Source organism: Bacteroidota bacterium (assembly GCA_018816945.1).
Lineage (GTDB): Bacteria > Bacteroidota > Bacteroidia > Bacteroidales.
Genome location: JAHIVC010000020.1, coordinates 1 through 22,328 on the forward strand (window position 1 = coordinate 1; position 22,328 = coordinate 22,328).

General features: G+C 35.8%; 23 protein-coding genes and 1 pseudogene. All 24 read left to right on the top strand.

All coding sequences use genetic code 11. From position 1 onward, the window contains the following. On the top strand, positions 1-343 hold a 343-nt coding region (locus KKG99_03620), incomplete at its 5' end, for a hypothetical protein (GenBank protein ID MBU1012067.1). Between the two features lie 103 nt (positions 344-446). Then, on the top strand, positions 447-1,949 hold the full coding sequence (locus KKG99_03625; protein ID MBU1012068.1) for a DUF4173 domain-containing protein: 1,503 nt from the start codon (positions 447-449) through the stop codon (positions 1,947-1,949). A gap of 95 nt (positions 1,950-2,044) precedes the next feature. After that, the gene (locus KKG99_03630; GenBank protein MBU1012069.1) at positions 2,045-2,416 is read left to right on the top strand and encodes a hypothetical protein; all 372 of its coding nucleotides are present in this window, start codon (positions 2,045-2,047) and stop codon (positions 2,414-2,416) included. A gap of 4 nt (positions 2,417-2,420) precedes the next feature. Beyond that, complete coding sequence (locus tag KKG99_03635) at positions 2,421-3,224, top strand: endonuclease/exonuclease/phosphatase family protein (protein MBU1012070.1); 804 nt, start codon at positions 2,421-2,423, stop codon at positions 3,222-3,224. Positions 3,225-3,353: 129 nt separating this feature from the next. Next, the gene (gene bla, locus KKG99_03640; protein ID MBU1012071.1) at positions 3,354-4,115 is read left to right on the top strand and encodes a subclass B1 metallo-beta-lactamase; all 762 of its coding nucleotides are present in this window, start codon (positions 3,354-3,356) and stop codon (positions 4,113-4,115) included. Positions 4,116-4,385: 270 nt separating this feature from the next. Next, on the top strand, positions 4,386-4,730 hold the full coding sequence (locus KKG99_03645) for a 4Fe-4S binding protein (protein MBU1012072.1): 345 nt from the start codon (positions 4,386-4,388) through the stop codon (positions 4,728-4,730). Positions 4,731-4,740: 10 nt separating this feature from the next. Then, positions 4,741-6,522: an aldehyde:ferredoxin oxidoreductase gene (locus KKG99_03650; protein MBU1012073.1), complete on the top strand. Its 1,782-nt coding sequence runs from the start codon at positions 4,741-4,743 to the stop codon at positions 6,520-6,522. Between the two features lie 129 nt (positions 6,523-6,651). After that, complete coding sequence (locus KKG99_03655; GenBank protein ID MBU1012074.1) at positions 6,652-8,295, top strand: ATP-binding cassette domain-containing protein; 1,644 nt, start codon at positions 6,652-6,654, stop codon at positions 8,293-8,295. A gap of 173 nt (positions 8,296-8,468) precedes the next feature. Next, positions 8,469-9,611 (top strand): DEAD/DEAH box helicase, encoded by a 1,143-nt coding sequence (locus tag KKG99_03660; protein ID MBU1012075.1) that lies wholly within the window; start codon positions 8,469-8,471, stop codon positions 9,609-9,611. 179 nt (positions 9,612-9,790) lie between these two features. Beyond that, complete coding sequence (locus tag KKG99_03665) at positions 9,791-11,404, top strand: ATP-binding cassette domain-containing protein (GenBank protein ID MBU1012076.1); 1,614 nt, start codon at positions 9,791-9,793, stop codon at positions 11,402-11,404. Between the two features lie 175 nt (positions 11,405-11,579). After that, a complete protein-coding gene (locus KKG99_03670; protein ID MBU1012077.1) occupies positions 11,580-11,819 on the top strand; it encodes a VF530 family protein in 240 nt (79 codons plus the stop codon). 117 nt (positions 11,820-11,936) lie between these two features. Further along, a pseudogene (locus KKG99_03675) lies at positions 11,937-13,247 on the top strand (DEAD/DEAH box helicase). A gap of 87 nt (positions 13,248-13,334) precedes the next feature. Further along, positions 13,335-13,511 carry a DUF1697 domain-containing protein gene (locus KKG99_03680; GenBank protein ID MBU1012078.1) on the top strand — a complete coding sequence of 59 codons (177 nt, stop codon included), beginning with the start codon at positions 13,335-13,337 and terminating at the stop codon, positions 13,509-13,511. A gap of 53 nt (positions 13,512-13,564) precedes the next feature. Beyond that, complete coding sequence (locus tag KKG99_03685; GenBank protein ID MBU1012079.1) at positions 13,565-13,819, top strand: hypothetical protein; 255 nt, start codon at positions 13,565-13,567, stop codon at positions 13,817-13,819. Positions 13,820-13,829: 10 nt separating this feature from the next. Further along, positions 13,830-14,393: a GNAT family N-acetyltransferase gene (locus KKG99_03690; GenBank protein MBU1012080.1), complete on the top strand. Its 564-nt coding sequence runs from the start codon at positions 13,830-13,832 to the stop codon at positions 14,391-14,393. A gap of 82 nt (positions 14,394-14,475) precedes the next feature. Further along, entirely contained in the window at positions 14,476-15,468 is a 993-nt protein-coding gene (locus tag KKG99_03695) for a cation diffusion facilitator family transporter (GenBank protein ID MBU1012081.1), read from the top strand. A gap of 27 nt (positions 15,469-15,495) precedes the next feature. Then, positions 15,496-17,016: a bifunctional GNAT family N-acetyltransferase/carbon-nitrogen hydrolase family protein gene (locus KKG99_03700; GenBank protein MBU1012082.1), complete on the top strand. Its 1,521-nt coding sequence runs from the start codon at positions 15,496-15,498 to the stop codon at positions 17,014-17,016. Then, the gene (locus KKG99_03705; GenBank protein MBU1012083.1) at positions 17,016-17,333 is read left to right on the top strand and encodes a cupin domain-containing protein; all 318 of its coding nucleotides are present in this window, start codon (positions 17,016-17,018) and stop codon (positions 17,331-17,333) included. Before KKG99_03700 ends, KKG99_03705 begins: the two co-directional genes overlap by 1 nt. Before the next feature lie 200 nt (positions 17,334-17,533). Further along, entirely contained in the window at positions 17,534-18,343 is an 810-nt protein-coding gene (locus tag KKG99_03710) for a hypothetical protein (GenBank protein ID MBU1012084.1), read from the top strand. A gap of 60 nt (positions 18,344-18,403) precedes the next feature. Further along, entirely contained in the window at positions 18,404-18,736 is a 333-nt protein-coding gene (locus tag KKG99_03715) for a cupin domain-containing protein (GenBank protein ID MBU1012085.1), read from the top strand. Positions 18,737-18,745: 9 nt separating this feature from the next. Beyond that, complete coding sequence (locus KKG99_03720; GenBank protein ID MBU1012086.1) at positions 18,746-19,384, top strand: class I SAM-dependent methyltransferase; 639 nt, start codon at positions 18,746-18,748, stop codon at positions 19,382-19,384. Continuing rightward, positions 19,381-19,884 carry a cupin domain-containing protein gene (locus tag KKG99_03725; protein ID MBU1012087.1) on the top strand — a complete coding sequence of 168 codons (504 nt, stop codon included), beginning with the start codon at positions 19,381-19,383 and terminating at the stop codon, positions 19,882-19,884. The genes KKG99_03720 and KKG99_03725 overlap by 4 nt, the downstream gene beginning before the upstream one ends. Positions 19,885-20,048: 164 nt before the next feature. Then, positions 20,049-20,240 carry a cold shock domain-containing protein gene (locus KKG99_03730; protein ID MBU1012088.1) on the top strand — a complete coding sequence of 64 codons (192 nt, stop codon included), beginning with the start codon at positions 20,049-20,051 and terminating at the stop codon, positions 20,238-20,240. Between the two features lie 148 nt (positions 20,241-20,388). Continuing rightward, positions 20,389-22,176: a hypothetical protein gene (locus KKG99_03735; GenBank protein ID MBU1012089.1), complete on the top strand. Its 1,788-nt coding sequence runs from the start codon at positions 20,389-20,391 to the stop codon at positions 22,174-22,176. The last annotated feature ends 152 nt before the right edge of the window (positions 22,177-22,328 follow it).

The following is a 22,328-nucleotide window of genomic DNA, read 5'->3' on the forward strand; positions in this document are numbered from 1 at the left end:
ACTTCCTACCTGTCGTAGGCAGGGCACCCTCTGGAAAAAATATATACCCATTCACCTAGTTTATATCCAAAATATTTGCATATTTGAAATATTTATACATACTGCGAATGGGTGTGCTCATGCTCATGCTGGGCACACACACGCAATAAAAAACATAGGGCAGAAAGTGCTAAATTTGAACGACATAACATTTAATAAACGATTTGGTGGCTTGATAGGCAGATGCTTCGATATGCCCTACGTTTCTTATTGCCATCCGTTGCAAACATTTATTTTCGCTAACAAGGACCTGCTTGAAGCAGGCAAGCGTCCACGTCCGGGCTTCTTTTTAATTTTGGACTAGCCGGAGCTTGTTAACAAAAACCGAAGCTATTGTTTGATCTGCACATTAAAATCCAATACATTTACATACGATACCTTTATCGACCTTAAACTAACCCGGAAATATGGATAAAAAAAGAGATGTTTTAAGCGTTATCATATCTGCTGTAATCATTACATTATTGTTCCATAAACAATCGCTCGGATTAAATTTATTATTTTTTGAAACCGCTTTTTTAATTTGGCTATTATTTACAAAACAAATACAACGTAAAAACAAAACCCTTTTAACTTTTGGAACCGGTTTATTATTAAGTGCATTCATTACCGTATTTACGCACTCGGTTTTTGCCTATGTCATTAATTTTTTATCGTTATTTACATTTATAGGTATTCTGATTTACCCAAATGTCAAATCGATTTTAAATGCCATTGGATTAGCTTTTGTAAGCATTTTTAATTCGCAAATTATATTTTTTAACGAATTATTCGGTATCAAATTTAAAGGTCAAAAACTTGGTAACCATGTTTGGAAATACAGTATTTACATAATCCCCCTGATTATCATATTTATTTTCATTGCAATTTACAGTCTGTCGAATCCAATTTTTGATAATCTGGTTAATTGGATTGCTTCTCTTTTCAGGAAAAATCTATGGGCCGTTTTTAAGCATTTTGATTTTGCCATCCTCATTACTTTATTCATAGGCTTATTTTTTGCAAACTTTTTATTTTTAAGAACCGAAAATAAAGATATTGTTGATTATGACTTAAATGCCGACGATAAACTCAAGAGGTTGAAAGAAGGCAGTTCGGATGGTTCAAGCACAAATTCTTTGATGAATGAATACAAAGCCGGTGTTTTCCTGCTCATTATTTTGAATTTATTATTAGTGGTTTTAAATGCAATCGACATTAAATGGGTTTGGTTTAATTTCGAGTGGGAAGGTCAATATCTTAAGCAATTCGTTCATGAAGGAACCTATTTATTAATCCTTTCTATTCTGATCTCCATTTTTATAGTGCTGTTCTTTTTCCGGGCGAACCTGAATTTTTATCGTAAAAATAGATTATTGAAGATTTTAAGTTATATCTGGTTAGCTCAAAATGCAGTTCTTGTACTATCGGTGGCAATCCGAAACTATAGGTATATCAACTATTTCGCACTTGCCTATAAAAGAATTGGAGTTATTATTTTTCTGATATTGACCCTATATGGCTTATACACCGTATTGATAAAAGTCAAACTAACAAAATCTGCCTTCTATTTATTCAAAAAAAACACCCGGGCATTGTTTGTCATATTATTCATAAGTTCAATTTTTAACTGGGATGGAATAATTGCTCAATACAATTTCAAAAAAGCGAACCAATCATTTTTACACCTTAATTATCTTTCAACACTTTCAGATAAAACGCTTCCATATTTGGATAAATCACTTGCTGAGATGGAAGGAATTGATGAATTGCAGAAAGAAAAATTTCCTTTTAACGAAATATTTATGACCCCGCAAGCATACGTCGATTCTATTTATAACAGAAAAATTACTTTCAAACAAAAATGGGAATCAAAAAGTATTTTGTCGTGGAATTTACCGGAGTACCTGGCTTACAAAAAATTGTATTGACCAGATCCAAACATTAACTTTAATCTGTGATGAAAAAGACAGTATTTATCATTTTTCTCTTCTGATTGAATAATGAAATCTTAAATTTGTAACCGATGAAATCAAAAATCTTATGGCTGCGAATTAGTTATTGGATCGCAGCACTGGCCGATTTTGGCATAGCAATAGCCGTATTAATTCCCGAAAAAATGGGATTGACAGAGTTTGTATATCCAATGGGACTTATGTCTGCAACGGCTTTTTCATGGGGCATTCTATTATTGATTGCCGACCGAAAACCACTCGAGAGAAGATGGATTCTGATTCCTACAATCTTTGTAGTCGTATTGTTAACGGCTGTAAGAATTTATGCATCCATTAATCATTTAATTGACTTTAGCATTGGATATATTATTTTAGGGGTATTCATATTTCTATTAACATCTTACAGCTATTATATTTCAAGAAACCTTAATAAGCAGAATTAAAAGAATGAAATCAAGAATCAGGATTGTCTTAGGCATACTTATTTTATGTCATTATTCCCTTTTTTCTCAAAATGTAATTGAGAAACATAAAATAGTGAAAGTGCTTTCATTCAATATTCTGCATGGTGCAACTACAAGAGGTGATTTTGATTTGGATGCAATTGCCAGTGTTATTATTAATACCGGACCCGACTTGGTTGCACTTCAGGAAGTTGATTTTAAAACAAAGCGGGCAAAAAAGTATGACCTTGCCACCGAACTTGGCTGGAGGGCAAAAATGGCTCCGATTTTTGCGCGGGCCATGAATTATGATGGAGGGGAATATGGCGAGGCTGTTTTAAGTAATTATACTTTTATAAGTAGCCGAAATGTACCGCTTCCTTATACCAATGGAAATGAACCAAGAGCTGCATTAGAAATTATAACGATTTTGCCCTCCGGTGATACTATTGCATTTATCGGCACCCATCTGGACCATTTAAAGGATGAAAAAGATCGTATATCTCAGGCATTAAAAATCAATGAGGTATTTTCATCAAATAAATATCCGACCATTTTAGCCGGCGACCTGAATGCCGAACCCGGCAGTACACCCATCAATATTCTTGAACAAATGTGGACTGCTTCATATAATAAGGAAAAACCTGAATTTACTTTTCCATCTGATAATCCTTCAAAGAAAATAGATTATGTGATGTTTTATCCAAAAAACCGATGGAGGGTAATTGAAACAAAAGTTAATCAGGATACCATTGCATCTGATCACTGCGCCTATCTGGTAACTCTTGAGCTGATAGATTTAAGATAATGCCGGAAGTTGATTGAGAGTTGGGTGGTATTTTTTCAACCCTAATAATTTCAAACAATTGTATTACTTTCACTAGTGCGGACGGAAGCATCTATAGTTTAGAAAAATAATGATTAATGGCATTTAAAAATGATTAAAAAAGTATTTTGTTTTTTGTTAGTTATTGTGATTGGGTTTCTTGCAATAAATCCAATATTCGGGCAGACAAAGCAACGAATTGATATTAATAAAGACATACAGTTGCATTATTTGCAAGATTCAATTTATGTGCATGTTACGTGGGATAGCATAGAAAATTTCGGACGCTTTTCCTCAAACGGAATGATCATCATAAAAAAAGGCCAGGCAATCATGATTGATACGCCAATGGATAACGACAAAACTGAAAAAATCGCGACCTATCTTAAAGATTCGTTGAATGTTGATTTAGTTAAATTGATCATCGGTCATTTTCATGATGATTGCCTTGGCGGATTAGGATATATCCAAAGTAAAGAAATTGAATCTGTTGCCAATTCAAGAACCATTGACTTATGCAAAAAAAATAATTTACTCATCCCCTCAACCTCATTCTCCGATTCGTTAATGATAGATTTTAATGGCGAAAAGCTTATTTGCAGATATTTTGGAGCAGGGCATTCGCCTGATAATATCACCGTTTGGATACCCTCAAATAAAATATTGTTTGGTGGTTGTTTAGTAAAATCAGCTAATTCCAGAGGTTTAGGAAATCTTTCCGATGCAGTGGTAAAGGATTGGGATTCAACTATCAAAAAAATCATCATCAATTACCCGGAAATCCGAACAATCGTTCCGGGGCATGGGGATATTGGCGATATAGAATTATTATACCATACCATCCGATTGGTTGAAATAGAGAGAACAAAATAAGGATTAATCTTTCCTGTGTGGGTTTAAAGCGTAGTTCATTTCTATTTTATAATCAATTTTTCAAGGGTAACTACATCAAAATTATCATATTAATTACGCTATCTTTATTCATTTTAAATATTGATTTTTAAATATTTACAATGTTTTTTAGGAGCTTTTTATATTTATTTTTATACTCATAAAATATCTAATTAAAGAATTAACCATACTATTTTTAAAATGAAGTTATCGATTATTGATACAGATAGATGTGTTGGATGCCAGAGTTGCATGTTTGCATGCTCGCGAAGAAGAGGAAAAGCTGGGCTGACCAATACCAGTATTATGATTAAATCAAAAGGAGGAATTGAAACCGGATTTATGGTAATTGTATGTTGTTCTTGCATGAATCCACCATGTGCACGCGTATGTCCTACCGGAGCGCTCATTCCGAACAAAACCGGTGGGGTAAAACTGGATCCATACAAATGCAATGGTTGCGGATTTTGCAAAGAAGCATGCATTATTGGAGCGGTGAACTGGGACACCGATAATGAAAAACCGGAAATCTGCATCCAATGCGGGTATTGTGTACACTATTGCCCACGTGGAGTTATTGAACTTATTAAATTATAGCGTATTCATTATGATAACTGAAAATACATTTCACAGAGTTTTATATATCGACCTAAATCAGAATCATTTCGAAATCAGGAATAGAGAAGATTTATTTAAAAAGTATATTGGTGGAACCGGTGTTGCCATTCAACTATTGCACGAAGAATGTCCTGAAGGTGTTGATCCTTTAGCTCCCGAAAGCCCGATAATATTGGCTATTGGACCTTTAACCGGGGTTTACCCTTTGGCGAGCAAAACCGTTGCCATGTTCAAATCACCTTTGACAGGTAATCTTGGCGAAAGCCATGTTGGCGGAAGAAGTGCTGTTGCAATAAGAATGGCAGGTTTTGGTGCTATTGTTATCAAAGGGAAAAGCGACCAACCTGTTTATTTATCCATTCACGATAATAAAGTATTTTTTAAGGATGCAACTACAATTTGGCAAATGTCAAGTTCGTTTACAGCAGGCCGGATTATCAGGCAAAAGGAAGGAAATTCGGGAATGCGCTCTATCATGCGAATTGGACAGGGTGGAGAAAACATGGTTTCATATGCAGCAGTTACAACTGAAACTTATCGCCATTTTGGAAGAATGGGTTTAGGGGCTGTATTTGGTTCAAAACTATTGAAAGGAATAAATGTTTCTGGTAAAAGCTCTATCGATATCTTAAATAATAAGGACTTTCGAAAATTATACAAAAAAATCTACAATGCAGCTGTAGAGCTTCCTGTAATGAAAAAGTATCATGGTCTTGGAACCGCGGGAAATGTGTTACCATTAAACGAATTGAATGCTTTACCAACCAAGAATGTATCCCAAAGCCGCCTGGATGGGGCCGAAAATATTTCAGGTGAAAATCTGGCCAAAAATTTTCTGGGAAGACGTGTTGCATGTTCTCATTGCCCTGTAGCATGTATTCATCTGGCTGCATTGCGTGAAGTTTCTGATCATGAAGCTTACTTTTATAAAACAACCATGATTGGCTACGATTTCGAATTAATTTATTCGCTTGGCTCAATGTTGGGAATTTCTGATCCAAAAGTGATGCTAAAATTGATAGATCGTGTTGAAAAATATGGGGTTGACGCAATGAGTGTAGGTGTAGTAATGGCCTGGGCAACTGAAATGATGATCAAGAATAAAATAAGTACTGAACACACGGATGGTTTGCAACTAAATTGGGGAGATGGTGCAACCTATGAAAAAATGGTAAAGAAAATTGTGTTGCAGCCAAACGATTTTTATAAAGCATTGGCCAAAGGTACAGAATACGCAGCCAATCAATATGGAGGAAAGGATTTTGCAATGTCGTTTGGAAAGAATGAAATGCCCGGATACCACACAGGACCTGCAGCTTATCTGGGCTTTTTGATTGGAGCACGCCATAGTCACCTTGATAATGCAGGCTATTCAATCGATCAAACAGATATGATCAACAATCCAATTACACCACAGGAAGTAGTTGACAAACTTATTGTTGAAGAAGGATTGAGACAATTACTCTCATCTTTGACTGTTTGTTTTTTCTCCAGAGGAATCTATAAAATAGATGTAATAAAAGAAACACTTGCATCCATAGGTATTGATTTTACAGAAGAAGACTTGTATAAATTAGGAGCAGAAATTTATTACAGTAAATACAGGTTTAAATTTAGAGAAGGATTTAAATTTGAAGACTTGCATGTTCCTAATCGAATATACGAAACACCGGATCTCACAGGATTAATTACACCAGAATTCATTACTGAAGGAATTAAATATGCAAAATCAAAAATTACGGAAGCTTCAAATGAACAACCTTCAGCCTAAATTATCTCAACATAATGAATAACAAGTCATAACACTAAATAAATTACTGTTTAAATTAGAAATTTATAAATTTAGTTTCTGCTTCCATCAATTGATTATCTTTGCCGCCCAATAATCTAAAATACCTTCATGATTTCAATAGACCGACTTGCAGTAGAATTTGGTGGAACCACGCTTTTTAAAGATATATCTTTTGTTGTAAATGATCGGGACCGTATCGCCCTGATGGGCAAAAATGGAGCAGGAAAATCAACCCTGCTTAAAATAATAGCCGGAGCTAAAACGCCAACCGGTGGACGGGTTTCAGCTCCAAAGGATTCCGTTATAGCCTACTTGCCGCAGCACCTTTTACATAAAGACAACCGCACAGTTTTTGATGAAGCATCTCAGGCATTTTCAAAAGTGCTCAATTTGCAAACCAGAATGGATGAGTTGAACCATCAACTCACCATACGTAGCGACTACGAATCGGACGAATATTACGCGATTATTGAGGAAGTTTCAGCACTCAGTGAAAGATTATACAGTCAGGGCGATATTAATTTTGATGCCGAAGTGGAACAGATTCTGTTAGGTTTGGGATTTGCGCGTAATGATTTTACGCGTCCGACTTCTGAATTTAGTGGTGGCTGGCGCATGCGCATTGAACTGGCAAAAATATTGCTTCAAAAACCTGATCTTATCCTGCTTGATGAGCCTACTAATCACCTGGATATAGAGTCGGTACAATGGCTGGAAGATTTTTTAATAAACAGTGCTAAGGCAGTGATTATCATTTCGCACGACCGCGCTTTTATTGATCGGCTCACCACACGTACTATTGAAGTAACCATGGGGCGCATCCATGATTTTAAGGTCAATTATTCAAAATACCTGGAACTAAGGCGTGAACGACGTGAACAGCAACAAAAAGCCTTCGAGGAGCAACAAAAATTCATAGCCGAAACACAGGTATTTATCGATCGCTTCAAGGGTACGTATTCAAAAACCTTGCAGGTTCAATCGCGTGTAAAAATGCTCGACAAGCTTGTAATCCTTGAAGTGGATGAAGTTGATACCTCTCATCTGAATTTGCGCTTCCCTCCTTCTCCGCGCTCAGGAACTTATCCGGTAATGGCAGAAGATGTATCTAAAAAATATGGTGATCATCTGGTTTTTGAAGGTGCTTCGTTTAGCATACAACGTGGCGAAAAAGTTGCTTTTGTCGGGAAAAACGGTGAAGGTAAATCCACCTTTATCAAGGCAATTATGGGTGAAATTGAACATGGTGGAAAACTAACTTTAGGGCATAATACCATGATAGGTTATTTTGCTCAAAACGAAGCTTCCCTTTTGGATGAAAGCCTGACCGTTTTTCAAACCATTGATGATATCGCCAAAGGAGACATCCGGACTAAAATCAGGGATATTTTAGGTGCCTTTATGTTTGGTGGCGATGATTGGGACAAGAAAGTAAAAATACTTTCGGGTGGAGAACGTACCCGACTGGCTATGATCAAATTACTGCTTGAACCTGTAAATCTGCTTATTCTTGACGAGCCAACCAATCATCTTGATATGCGCACAAAGGATATCCTCAAACAGGCACTCTTGGATTATGACGGTACACTCATCCTCGTATCGCACGACCGTGATTTCCTCGACGGTATGGTGAGCAAGGTTTATGAATTTGGCAACAAACGCATAAAGGAACATCAGGAAGGAATTCGTGAATTTTTGGAACGCAAAAAAATGGAAAATCTGAGAGAACTGGAGATTAAACAGAAAAAGTAAGATTTGGAATACCAGAAGCTATATTTTAACAAATAGCTAACTTTCTTTCATGAATTTCACCTCATTAAATCATACCATCAGTTATCATAAAATAGTAATGCTATGATCAAACTTTAGTTTCCTCTATCTTTGCATTCGGAAACTCGTCCATACATTAACCTGAACCCATTACCATGTCTTTCTCCTCCTTAGGTTTATCGCCCGCATTATTAAAAGCTGTTGCCGGTCAAAACTATACTCAGGCATATCCCATCCAAATGGAAGCCATACCGGCCATTCTAGATAAAAAAGATGTTTTGGGCATAGCAGAAACCGGTTCGGGTAAAACCGCAAGTTATGTATTGCCCATTTTAATGAATCTGCAGAGAACCGTATCAAGCAAAAGCAGAAATATTAAGGTTTTGGTATTGGTACCAACCCGCGAGTTGGCTGTTCAGGTAAATGAAGTATTTCAAATTTTTATTCCGGCTTTATCAAAATCAATAAAGACGATGGCTGTTTTTGGGGGTGCATCCATCAATCCTCAGATGAAAGCGATGTATGGAGTTGATGTGCTGGTTGCCACACCTGGAAGATTGTTGGATTTAGTTGAATCGAATGCGGTCCAATTATCAGATATCAGCACTTTGGTGTTAGATGAAGCTGATAAAATGCTAAACCTAGGGTTCAAAGAAGAAATGAACCGCATCTTTAAACTCCTCCCGAATAAGCGTCAAAATCTGTTGTTTTCTGCTACATTGAGTGCCGACCTAAACAACTTCCATGACGTCCTGTTGCAAGATCCTTTGGTCATTAAAATAATATCCGAAGATGAAGACATCGAACTCATCGATCAGTCAGCTTATTTTGTTACAGATGAAAAAAAAGGCCCGTTACTCCGGTATATCATAAAAAGTAACAAATTAAATCAGGTACTGGTTTTTACTTCTACGGTTCATAGGGCTGATGCGGTTGCCGATAAACTTCGTAAGAATGGAATCGATGCGGTGGCCATTCATAGTCAAAAGAGCCAGAACTCGAGAACTGAAAATTTACGCAAATTCAAAACAGGTTATATTCGGGTATTAGTCACAACCGATTTGCTTTCACGCGGAATCGACATTGAATTATTGCCTTGTGTTATCAATTATGATTTACCCCGTTCACCAAAAGATTACATACACAGGGTTGGAAGAACCGGTCGGGCAGAATCAAAAGGTGAAGCCATTTCCTTTGTAAACCCCGATGATCAGGAGCATTTTCGAGTTATTCAAAAAAAAATGGGTAAATGGATTGATATGATCGATAGCGATAATATCAATTTACAGGGTTATTGAAGAGTAAGATCTAGGGCATTTTCAACTTCGCTCAATGTCCTAATTAGTCCTTCTGAGCAAAAAAGCAATTAAAACACATTCTTTCAATTATTTGCTTTCAAGCTTTTCAATTTCGTCCCTAAATTATACCTACCTTTGCAGTCATTTTATAAAATTTAGCCTAAAACATATATATTCAGATGATTACAGTCGCAGACTTAAAAATACAATTTGGTAAAAGAATATTATTTCAAGATGTAAATTTAAAATTTACCGCAGGCAACTGTTATGGAGTAATCGGTGCCAACGGAGCAGGAAAATCAACATTACTAAAAGCCATCTCAGGTGAAATAGATTTCACGGGAGGATATATTTCGATGGAACCCGGCGAACGACTTTCGGTTCTAAGTCAGGATCACTTTGCCTTTGACGAATTCACAGTTCTCGATACGGTAATGAAAGGACACTCTGTTTTATGGAGCATTATGCAGGAAAAAAATGCACTCTATGCCAAGCCTGATTTTTCGGAAAAAGATGGATTAAAAACAGCGGAACTGGAAGGTCAATTTGCAGACATGAATGGCTGGAATGCAGAGAGTGATGCTGCAAGTTTGTTGGGTGATTTAGGAATAAAAGAAGAGTTTCATTATACCCTGATGAAAGATATGAGCGCCAAGCAAAAGGTAAGGGTTTTGCTGGCACAGGCACTATTTGGCAAACCTGATAACTTATTACTTGATGAGCCAACCAATGATCTCGATCTTGAAACGGTGAGATGGCTGGAAAATTATCTTTCAAATTACGAGAACACCGTTTTAGTAGTATCGCACGACAGGCACTTTTTAGATGCCATAAGCACCCATACAGTTGATATTGATTTTGGGAAAGTTCAACTGTTTCCGGGCAACTACAGTTATTGGTACGAAAGTAGTCAATTGGCCCTAAGGCAGGTACAAAAGCAAAACAAAAAAGCCGAAGAAAAGAAAAAGGAATTACAGGAATTCATCGCCCGATTTAGCGCGAATGCTTCAAAATCAAAGCAGACCACCAGTCGTAAAAAGATGATCGAAAAACTTAATATTGAAGACATTAAACCTTCAACCCGACGTTATCCCGGTATCATTTTTAAACCCGATCGTGAAGTCGGTGACCGTATTTTGGAAGTCAGTGGTTTAAGCGCCAGTATTGACGGTAAGGTTTTGTTTAAGAATGTAGATTTCTACACAAACAAAGGCGATAAAATTATTTTCTTGTCGAAAGATCCGAGGGCCATGACTGCCTTTTTTGAAATTATTAATGGAAATCAAGAGGCCGATTCAGGAACTTATACCTGGGGACAAACCATTACGACTGCATATCTGCCTTTCAATAATTCAGATTACTTCAACTCTGATTTAAGTCTTTCCGACTGGCTTTGCCAATTCACCACAGATACTACTGAACTTTATATCCGGGGCTACTTAGGCAAAATGCTATTTGCCGGTGAAGAAATCCTGAAACCTGTAAATGTTTTATCAGGAGGAGAAAAAATGCGTTGTATGATTTCGAAGATGATGCTTATTAATGCCAACGCTTTAATTATAGATACACCAACCAATCATCTTGATCTTGAATCAATTCAGGCTTTCAATAATAATCTAATTAAATATCCCGGAAATATTTTCATGTCATCGCACGATCATGAATTTATCCAAACCGTTTGTAATAGAGTTATTGAATTGACCCCAAAAGGAATTATCGACAAAATAATGGATTATGATGATTATATCGATGATGAAAAAATTCAGGCTCTCAGAGAAAAAATGTATAAATAAGCCTTGTTCACCTTATGGCTTTCAAACTATCAGGCTGTTAGCTATTGGCATTTAGCTGTTGGTTTCTGGCAATATGTTTAACTCCAACAGCCAACTACAAAAAGCCAATTAAACTTTAATAATTATCATTAAATAAACCGAACTCAGGTCAATACATCGTACTTTTGTTTTTACCATGGAAATAAAAGAAAACACGAACAAAGTACAGCCCAATAATCCATTACATGGGATTCGCCTTGTAGATATTTTGGAATTTTTGGTTGCTGAATATGGCTGGAATGAATTGGGAAGCCGCATTAACATCAATTGTTTCACCAGCAATCCGTCCATTAATTCCAGTCTTAAATTTTTAAGAAAAACACCTTGGGCCAGGGAAAAGGTGGAGAATTTGTATCTAAGATCGATTAAGAAGTGAGTTTTAGCTGATAGCTATTGGCTTTTGGCTATTAGCCTTTTCTAAAACAATTTATTGATAAACTAAATGCTAAGAGCTAACAGCCAATAGCTAAAATCCAATAGCCAACAAACAGACATGTTAAATACTCCCAAGAATCAAAAAAACATACTCGATAAATTAAATATCGGGAAATTAAATCCGATGCAGGAAGAGGCACAAACAGCCATACTTACCAATTCAGAAATTGTATTGCTTTCCCCCACCGGAACCGGTAAAACCCTGGCTTTTTTATTGCCAATTATCGAAAAACTGGATGCAGAGTCTACCGAAGTTCAGGTATTAATTCTTGTACCTTCCAGAGAATTAGCCATTCAAATTGAACAAGTGATCAGGAAAATGGGTGCAGGATATAAAACCAATGCCCTTTATGGCGGGCGGGCCGGCTCTCAGGACAAAATTGACCTGAAACATCGTCCTGCAATTTTGATTGGAACTCCCGGCAGAATCGCCGACCACATGCGACGACAAAGCTTTTCTTTAGCAGAAATAAAAACGCTGGTGCTCGATGAATTTGACAAATCGCTTGAGATTGGCTTCGAAAAGGAAATGATTGAGATCATGGAAGCCTTGACTGAACTTAGAAAAAAGATTTTAACCTCAGCATCAAATAAAGCTGAAATCCCTAAATTTGTTGGATTACACAAACCGATTTACATCGATTATTTGAATATCGGAACTTCTCAACTTAAAGTTAAAACCATTATTTCCCCATCAAAGGATAAACTAAAAACGCTGGTCGATACACTTTGACATATTGGCAACCAACCCGGAATTATTTTTTGCAATTTCAAAGATAGCATCCAGTATGTAAGTGATTTTTTAGCAGAAAACAGCATCAATCATGGCTGTTTTTATGGAGGTCTGGAACAAAAAGATCGTGAACTCGCATTGATAAAATTCCGTAACGGAACACACCAACTCTTGATCGCAACCGATTTGGCAGCTCGGGGCATCGATGTTCCCGAGATGAAATTCATTATCCATTATCAGCTTCCTCAAAAGGCCCATGAATTTATGCACCGGAATGGCCGGACTGCCCGCATGAATAGCGATGGAACGGCTTATATTTTGAAATGGGAAAATGAAAATCTGCCTGAATACATCGCTGAATCTGAAGTTGAGGAACTTCAAAAAGCACCTAAACCTGAAACCTCAAAATGGAAAACGCTTTACATCACTGGTGGTAGAAGGGATAAAATTTCGAAAGGCGATATCGCAGGTTTATTTTTTAAACAAGGCAAATTAGCGCAGGACGAATTAGGAAACATTGAATTGAAACAAGATTGCGCCTATGTTTCTGTGCCCGCATCTAAAGCAAGGCAACTGATTGATGAGTTGAACAATTGCAAGCTCAAAACGAAAAAAGTAAGGATTAGCGAAATTTAAAATCATTGTAATTATGCCAGATAGGAAAATGCAAACCTATATCTCATTACTCCGGGGAATTAATGTAAGCGGCAAAAAATGATTAAAATGGACGCACTCAAAAAGATGTACAAAAAATTACATTTCCTTCAGGTTCAAACTTATATCCAAAGTGGAAATATCATTTTTCAGGCTTCTAAAAGAACAAATATTGATTTGGAAACTTTAATTTCAGATCAGATAAAATCGGATTTCGGGTTTGAGATTCCGGTCATCGTTTTATAAATAGCAGCTTTAAAAGAAATTCTAAAAAAAATCCACACATCGGAAAATATAATATGGATTTGGCGCATTTATATGTTACTTTTTTATCCGCAGAACCAAGACAAATCGACTTCGAAATAATCCGACAAAAACAAACAGAAGGTGAAGAATTTACATTGATTAATAAATCGGTATATTTGTATTGTCCTCATGGTTTTGGAAAAATAAAATTGACCAATACCTTCATTGAAAACAAATTACAAGTTCGGGCAACTACCCGCAATTGGAAGACAACAAATGAGCTTTTACTCATTGCAGAAAATTTATAATATAAATAGCATGACCGAAGACTTAAAAATCAATACCGACCGCTTGTTTCTACGTCCAATAAATTTGGATAATATAGAGGAAATTTTCAAATACCGATCGGATGCAGTAAGCAACAAATATCAGAGCTGGATTCCTGAAACAACCAATGATGTCAGCGATTTCATCAATGATCGGGTTTCTGCCATCATCGATTTATTTGACACCTGGTATCAATTCGTCATTATAAAAAAGGATGATTTGAAATTGATTGGTGACATTGGAATTCATTTTTTGGATAAAAATGAAAAACAAGTTGAAATCGGGATTACGCTGGATAAAAATTTTCAGGGAAAAGGCTATGCAACAGAAGCACTTAAACAAGTCATTAAATATCTTTTTACAGATTTAAATAAACATAGAATTACGGTTTCTCTTGACCCCAGAAATGTAAAGTCGATGAACCTGATTGAAAGATTGGGATTTAGAAAGGAAGCACATTTTAAAGAAAGTATTTTGAGTGACGGAAAGTGGGTTGATGATTTGGTTTATGCATTACTTAAGAGCGAGTGGAGTAAAAAAAATGATTCAGATTAAAAAAGAAACAACAGCGATGATATGCTGAATCTGTGTATTTTTATATAATGAATATCTGGTTTTAAATACGCATTTTACAATAATGATTCAAAATAATAGACATGCGATCAAATTAACTGTTCAGCGTCGAATAGTAATTATTTCCGTGATTCTTTTCATCGGCAAAATAATAGCTTATTTCCTGACAAATTCTGTAGGAATACTCACTGATGCCTTAGAAAGTACGGTTAATGTGCTGACAGGTTTCATAAGCCTTTACAGTATCAGCGTTGCGTTAAAACCAAGTGATGCAGATCATCCCTTCGGGCATGGAAAAATCGAATCCATTTCTGCCTCGATAGAAGGTTTTTTGATTTTACTGGCAGGTTTGATTATTATTTTTGAAGCCGTAAAAAGATTATTTTCACCTGTTGAAATCCAACAACTTGATATTGGCATTATCATTATTGCGACTGCCGGATTGGTCAACTACATCGCGGGATATTATAGCATTAAAACAGGAAAAAAACACCATTCAATTGCGTTGGTGGCGGGAGGCAAACATTTACAATCCGACACCTATTCAACCATAGGGTTAGTTATTGGCTTAATTTTACTGATGATCACTAAAATGGCTTGGCTCGACAGTATCATCGCTATATTATTTGGGTTTATCATCATTTATACCGGTTATAAAATATTAAAAGAAACTACGTCCAATTTAATGGATAAGGCCGATTTTGAAATATTGACGAAAGTCACCGAAATTTTATGGAAAAACAAGTCAGATAAATGGATCGATATTCATAATTTAAAATTGGTGAAATACGGAGATGTCCATCATATCGATTGTGATCTGACCCTTCCCTGGTATATGAATATTGCAGATGCGCATAAAGAAAGTGATAGGATTACATCGGTAATTTCTGAATTCTATCCCGAGAATATTGATCTCACAATTCATACAGATGCATGTAAAACCGATTTATGCAAATTTTGCAATGTTCAGGAATGCAACTATCGTGAACACGGTTTCGAAGAAGAATTAAAATGGACGGTTGAGAAAATTACGCAAAAATCAAAAAAAACAAATTAGATCATCTGGAAGACTAAATAAAACACTATGAAGAAGATTGGAAATATTGAACTAACATATCTCAGTGTGGATGACTACGAAGAATTAAAAAAAGCGATGATTGCATCATACACAAGTATGCCGAATGCTTACTGGAAAGAACATCAAATCCAATCGTTGATCGGTCACTTTCCTGACGGTCAGGTGGTAATTAAGGTAAATAACCAAATAGCCGGATGCGCATTATCTATCATTGTTGATTATAATAAAATTGACAAACATCATACCTATTCAGAAATAACAGGCGATTATACTTTTAATACACATACCCCGGATGGAGATATGCTGTACGGTATTGATGTTTTTATCAAACCTGAATTTAGGGGCCTTCGCTTAGGAAGAAGGTTGTATGATTACCGTAAAGAACTTTGTGAAAGATTGAATTTAAAAGGGGTAGCTTTTGGAGGCAGGATTCCAAATTATCATAAATATTCTCATGAAATATCGCCGAAGGAGTATATCGATAAAGTAAGAAAAAATGAAATTCATGACCCTGTTTTTAATTTTCAGATATCAAACGATTTTCATCCTGCGCGGATTCTAAAAAATTATTTGGAAGGAGATGATGCCTCAAACGATTATGCGGTATTATTAGAATGGGATAATATCTATTATGAAAAGCCTGTAGTAACTACCTCAATCACAAAAAAGATTGTACGCCTTGGTTTAATTCAATGGCAAATGCGCCCATACAAAGATTTGGATGAATTATTACAACAAGCTGAGTTTTTTGTGGATGCGGTTTCCGGTTATCGTTCTGATTTTGCTTTATTCCCGGAGTTTTTTAATGCCCCCTTGATGGCAGAAAATAATCACTTAACAGAAGGTGAGGCGATTAGGGAACTTGCCAGTTATACCTCACGCATTGTCCGAAAATTTGCGGAATTGGCTATTTCTTACAATATAAATATTATTACGGGCAGTATGCCCGAAATAACTGATGATAAGCTTTATAATGTAGGATATCTTTGTAAAAGAGACGGAGCTATAGAGAAATATGAAAAACTTCATATCACCCCTAATGAAGACAATGTTTGGGGAATGGAAGGTGGATCTAAACTCAATACTTTCGATACCGATTGTGGCAAGATTGGAATTCTGATTTGTTATGATGTAGAATTCCCGGAATTAAGCCGGCTTTTAGCGGATGAAGGCATGGATATTCTATTTGTTCCCTTTCTTACGGACACCCAGAATGGGTATTCGCGAGTAAGAAATTGCGCACAAGCCAGAGCCATCGAAAATGAATGTTATGTTGCCATTGCAGGCAGTGTTGGAAACTTACCGAAGGTTCATAATATGGATATTCAATTTGCACAATCAATGGTATTTACTCCTTGCGACTTTTCATTCCCAACCAATGGAATAAAAGCTGAAGCGACTCCAAATACCGAAATGATTTTAATTGCCGATGTTGATATTGATATGCTCAGACAACTCAATCAATTTGGCAGTGTTAAAAACTTAAAGGATCGTCGTAATGACCTTTATGAGCTAAAAAAAATATAATGATTATTAAGAAGCAACAGGCAAAACATAGGGAATTTAAGGGAGTTTCCTTTCAGGTATTAGCAGTCGGTAAAAAATCAATGGTCACCAAAATGAACTATAAAATTGGCGATCAAGTACCCGTTCATTCCCATCCCAACGAACAAAGTGGTTATGTGATCAGCGGGAAATACAAAATAAAATTTCAAACTTATGATGAACTTTTATATCCCGGTGATAGCTATTCAATTCCCGAAAACATTGATCACACCTGGGAAGTGATTGAAGCAGGCGAGGTGATTGATGTGTTCACCCCTCCCCGTCTGGATTATTTGTAAAAGCTTTTTAAAAGAATTTTTGTTCTATTGCAATTTTACTCACATTATTTTCCAAGCGTAAATTCAATAGCATCATATTTAATTAGATTATTGATATTTTTTTATAAATTTAAAGTCGCTTACATTCACGGACTTAAGTCGTTAATCTTTAATCTATATAAACCTCACATTGAATTAAACTTAAATGAAAGGAGTAACCCATGAAAAAGAAACCCTTTTTATTACCTTTACTATTAGTGATTGCATTTCAAGTACAAAGTTCAAATTTTGTAATTGAAAAAAAATACCAATTTACCGTCAATGCTCGTGGAGAAAAGATTTTTAGTTTTGATGTTCCTGCAGGCGCAAAAAGTGTAAGAGCTGTTATAAGTAATCACACCCAAATGGTAAATCTTACCATATATGGGCCAACTAATGAAAAATTAACCCAGACCACTACCTGGTCGTTTATCTCAAACTGGAAAGATCCGTTGAAATGCTCAACAAATGTAACAAGTCAGGAAAGGTCAAAACCCGGAGCATGGTCTGTAAAAGTGGAAGGTGCTGTCCATGTAGGCAAATTAAATGAAATCCATGAAGTTTCAGGACTCTTGACTATTTTCATTGATACGGATGGATCAGTTTCTCAAAACCTAAATACAAAGATTGAAAAAAAAACAACATCACTTCCATTTGAAGTTAAATATGACTTCCTGATTGGTGCACGCGAACTGAAAGATTATATTATAAATGTACCTGAGGGTGCAAAGCGAATAAGAGCAGTTATAAGTAACCATACAGAAATGATAAATCTGTCGATTTATGGACCTACAATTCTCCGTCTTGGACAAACTACTACCTGGTCGTATTTGTCAAATTGGAAGGATCCGCTCAAATCTTCTGCCAATATTGCGAATAATCCACGTCAGGGACCAGGATCCTGGACGGTTAAAATTGAAGGATCTGTGCATATAGGAAAATTAGATAAAATCAAAAATATTTCTGGCACCTTGACCATCTTTGTCGAATAAATGATTGAAATAGATTCTGATGATTTATTATTCTTAAGAAACAAAATTGATCTTAAAAAAATGACAGACTTATTTCCAGAATCCATTAGAAATTTACCACAAGCCAATATTCCGATAAAAGGACTTCAGGCTTATCTTTCGCAAGGGACAAATCATCAAATCATTTTTATGCAATTTTCTGAAGATGTTGAAATTGCTGAACATTTCCATGAAAGCCAGTGGGCCGTTGTGCTGGAAGGCAAGATTGAAATGTTAATTGATGGTGTAAAAAAAACTTTTACAAAAGGTGATCGATATTTTATCCCAAGCGGGATAAAACATTCTGCTAAAATACATGCCGGATATGCCGATATTACCTTTTTTGATCAGGTAGACAGGTATCAGCAAGAATAAATATGCAAGATGAAAGAATTTTGGGACGCTGCATTTGAAAAAGATAAAACTACCTGGGGCTTTGTTCCTGCTGATTCTGCAGTGATTGCAAGAGATTTATTTCTTAAAAATAATCTCAAAAAAATATTGATCCCCGGCATAGGTTACGGCAGAAATGCAATGGCATTTCTGAATCAAGGTTTTGAAATTACCGGAGTTGAAATCTCAAAAAAAGCGATTGAACTGGCTCGGGCAAACAATCTTGTTTTTCCAATTCACCTGGGATCGGTTGTTGATATGCCATTTGATAATGAAATTTATGATGGTATTTATTGCTATGCTTTAGTTCATCTTTTAAATAAAACAGAGCGGAAAAAATTTATTAAAGATTGTTACGATCAGCTTGCCGTTGGCGGCTTGATGCTGTTCATGGTTGTATCAAAAGCAATGGAGATGTATGCCAATGGTCGATTAATTTCCAAAGACAGGTACAAAATAATGAAAGGCTTGAATGTATTTTTTTATGATCATAAATCGGTTGAGAACGAGTTTAAAAATTTTGGATTAGTCGAATATCAGGAATTTGTTGAACCGATAAAACATTTGAAAGATGTCAATCCCATTTCTTGTTTTTTGGTAACTTGTCGAAAAAAAGAAATTATAAAATGAATAAAGCAGAAAAAATTGTTCAGCTATTAAAATTACAACCCCATCCCGAAGGCGGCTTTTTTAAGGAAACATATCGAAGTGAAGGAATTATAAAGCATGATAGTCATAAATCTGCTTATAAAGGAACCAGAAATTACTCCACTTGCATCTATTATTTATTGACATCTGACGTTTTTTCTGCTTTTCATCGTATCCATCAAGATGAAATATGGCATTTTTACGAAGGTTCTCCCATTGAACTGCACATGATTACTGCTTCTGGGAATTACATAAAAACCTTGATTGGAAGTGATATTGAAAGTGGCCAGGTTCCCCAATTTGTTGTACACGGTGGCAACTGGTTTGCTGCTTCCGTTATGCAAAAAGATGATTATTCATTAGTTGGCTGCACGGTAGCTCCAGGCTTTGATTTTCAAGACTTTGAGATGGCTAAATATGAAGAGTTAGCGCTCAGTTTTCCTCAGTATATGCATATTATAAAGAAATTTACCAGAGCATAATTCAACTTTGAAACATACTTATAATAGCACTTTACGAGATGCCTAAATATACTTTTTGATTGCTTATTTAAATACATTTTAAATCTTTTGAATAAAAAAGAGATAAAAACACATCAAGTAAGACATTTTAGCGTACCTTTGTCCCTTTAAACAATAAAATTAATATGAAAAAAGGAACAGTAAAATTTTTTAATGAAACTAAAGGATTTGGATTCATAACAGATGCAAATTCAAACGAGGATTATTTTGTGCATATCTCAGGATTAATCGACAAAATTGACGAAGGCGACGCAGTAGAGTTTGAACTTACAGAAGGTAAAAAAGGATTAAACGCAATAAATGTTAAAGTAGTTTAGTATTTGCGCATTATCATTTTTTAAAAAACATAAAGCCTGTCAGTATTGATGGGCTTTTTTATAATATTTAAATTACTTCTAAGGATTGGGATTATCTTTGTTACTTGTTTTGATTCTTCATTAAACGCTGCTAGAAATACTTTGAAATATGACTAAAGGACACTCTTTTCACATTCCGGTAATGGGAGTTGGTTATACCATTGATACACCAGTTAAGGTGGCACAATTTGGTATTGATTCGGTTATTTCATTGCTCGATGATAAGCTTCTTGAAAAAATGCGGGAGATGTACTGTGAAAAATTCGAAATTCCTTATCAACAGATTACCGAGAAATTTGAGGATTTCAGGGCAAAACGCATCACTTCTTATCTGAACCTCGTCAATGAATTAGCCGAGAAAAAATTTGAAGAATTTAAAAGTTCAGCCATCCAAAAAGGAAATGACCTCAAGGAGTTTTTTAATTCGCTACCCGACTCTTCAACCCTCAAACAGGAGTTTAAAGGCTTAGTTTCTAAACATATTAATCTTGACGAAATTAAGACCTGGATCAATGAGAATTTTTCGATGGGTACGATTGATGTTAACATCATGACCAAAGTTGACAAGGACAATTACATCAAAGGCGAAAAACAACCTACCGAATTTAATGATGCCCATGCGGCACTCAGGGGTTTTGCAAACAGCAATTTAAAATCATCAGTAGTGCTTTCGGCAGGAATGAATCCCCGTCTTTATGGCTACATTGAACAATTTGAAGATTTTTATCCGGATAAAAACGGACAAATAAAAAAGAAAATCATCCTGAAGGTAAGCGATTTTAAATCTGCAATTATTCAAGGAAAATATTTGGCAAAAAAAGGATTGTGGATTTCGGAATACAGGGTCGAATCAGGTCTTAACTGCGGTGGACATGCATTTGCCACCGAAGGTTACCTTTTAGGCCCCATTTTAGCTGAATTCAGGGATCAACGAAAAGAATTGGTACAAACCGTACACGAATTACTTGTTCAGGCACTTGCCGCTAAAAACAAACCGGTTCCTGAAAAAGAATTGCCTTTAAAAATCACTGCCCAAGGCGGTGTGGGTACTGCCGAAGAACATCAATTTCTGATCGATCATTATCAGGTCGATTCCGTAGGATGGGGCACCCCATTCCTACTTGTACCCGAAGCAACAACCATTGATGAAGCCACAATTGAAAAATTAATTGATGCTAAAGAAGAAGATTTATATTTGAGTAATATTTCTCCTTTGGGAATTCCGTTTAATAATTTAAGAACCAATACCAAAGATCTTGAAAAGTTAACCTTGATCAGAGCAGGAAGACCCGGAAGTGCTTGTCCAAAAAGATATGCTGCTTTAAATAATGAGTTCGATGAAAGAGGTCTTTGCATAGCTTCACGCAAATACCAAAAGATAAAAATTGCCAATCTGGATAAGGAAGGGCTCTCTACAGACGACTACAAAAAGAAATACAATCAAATCGTTGAAAAAGCTTGTATCTGTAATGGATTAGGAACCTCTGCAATGATTGCAAACAAGATGAATACCAAAATAGAAGGAACAGGCATATCAATTTGCCCCGGACCCAATATGGCTTATTTTTCGAAAAAAATGAGTTTAAAAGAAATTATCGATCACATTTACGGTCGATCAAATATGATATCGAGAACCGATCGACCGAATATGTTTGTGAAAGAGCTTGGAATTTACATCGATTATTTAAAAGAGAGAATTGAAGAAACCAAAACTTCAATGACGGCAAAACAAGAAAAGTATTTCGAATCATTCGAAAAAAACCTGGAAGCAGGTATCAGCTATTATCAAAAAATGTTTGGTGAAATGAAGGGTAAGTTTGAAGATGCCAAGACAAATATCCTTCGCGATTTAGATATGAATCTAAAAGCACTGCAGAATTTAAAAATTGGGAAATAGCAAGTGATTACGGGGTGTGTCGTCCTAAAAAAAGTTTACAGATTAAACATTTAAAGTTACTGATTTTTTATAATAGTTTTTCCATCTTCTTTTTAGTTTTCCTGATGTTAAATGTGCTTGTTCAGGAGTCAGCATATTACAGCTAAGATGCG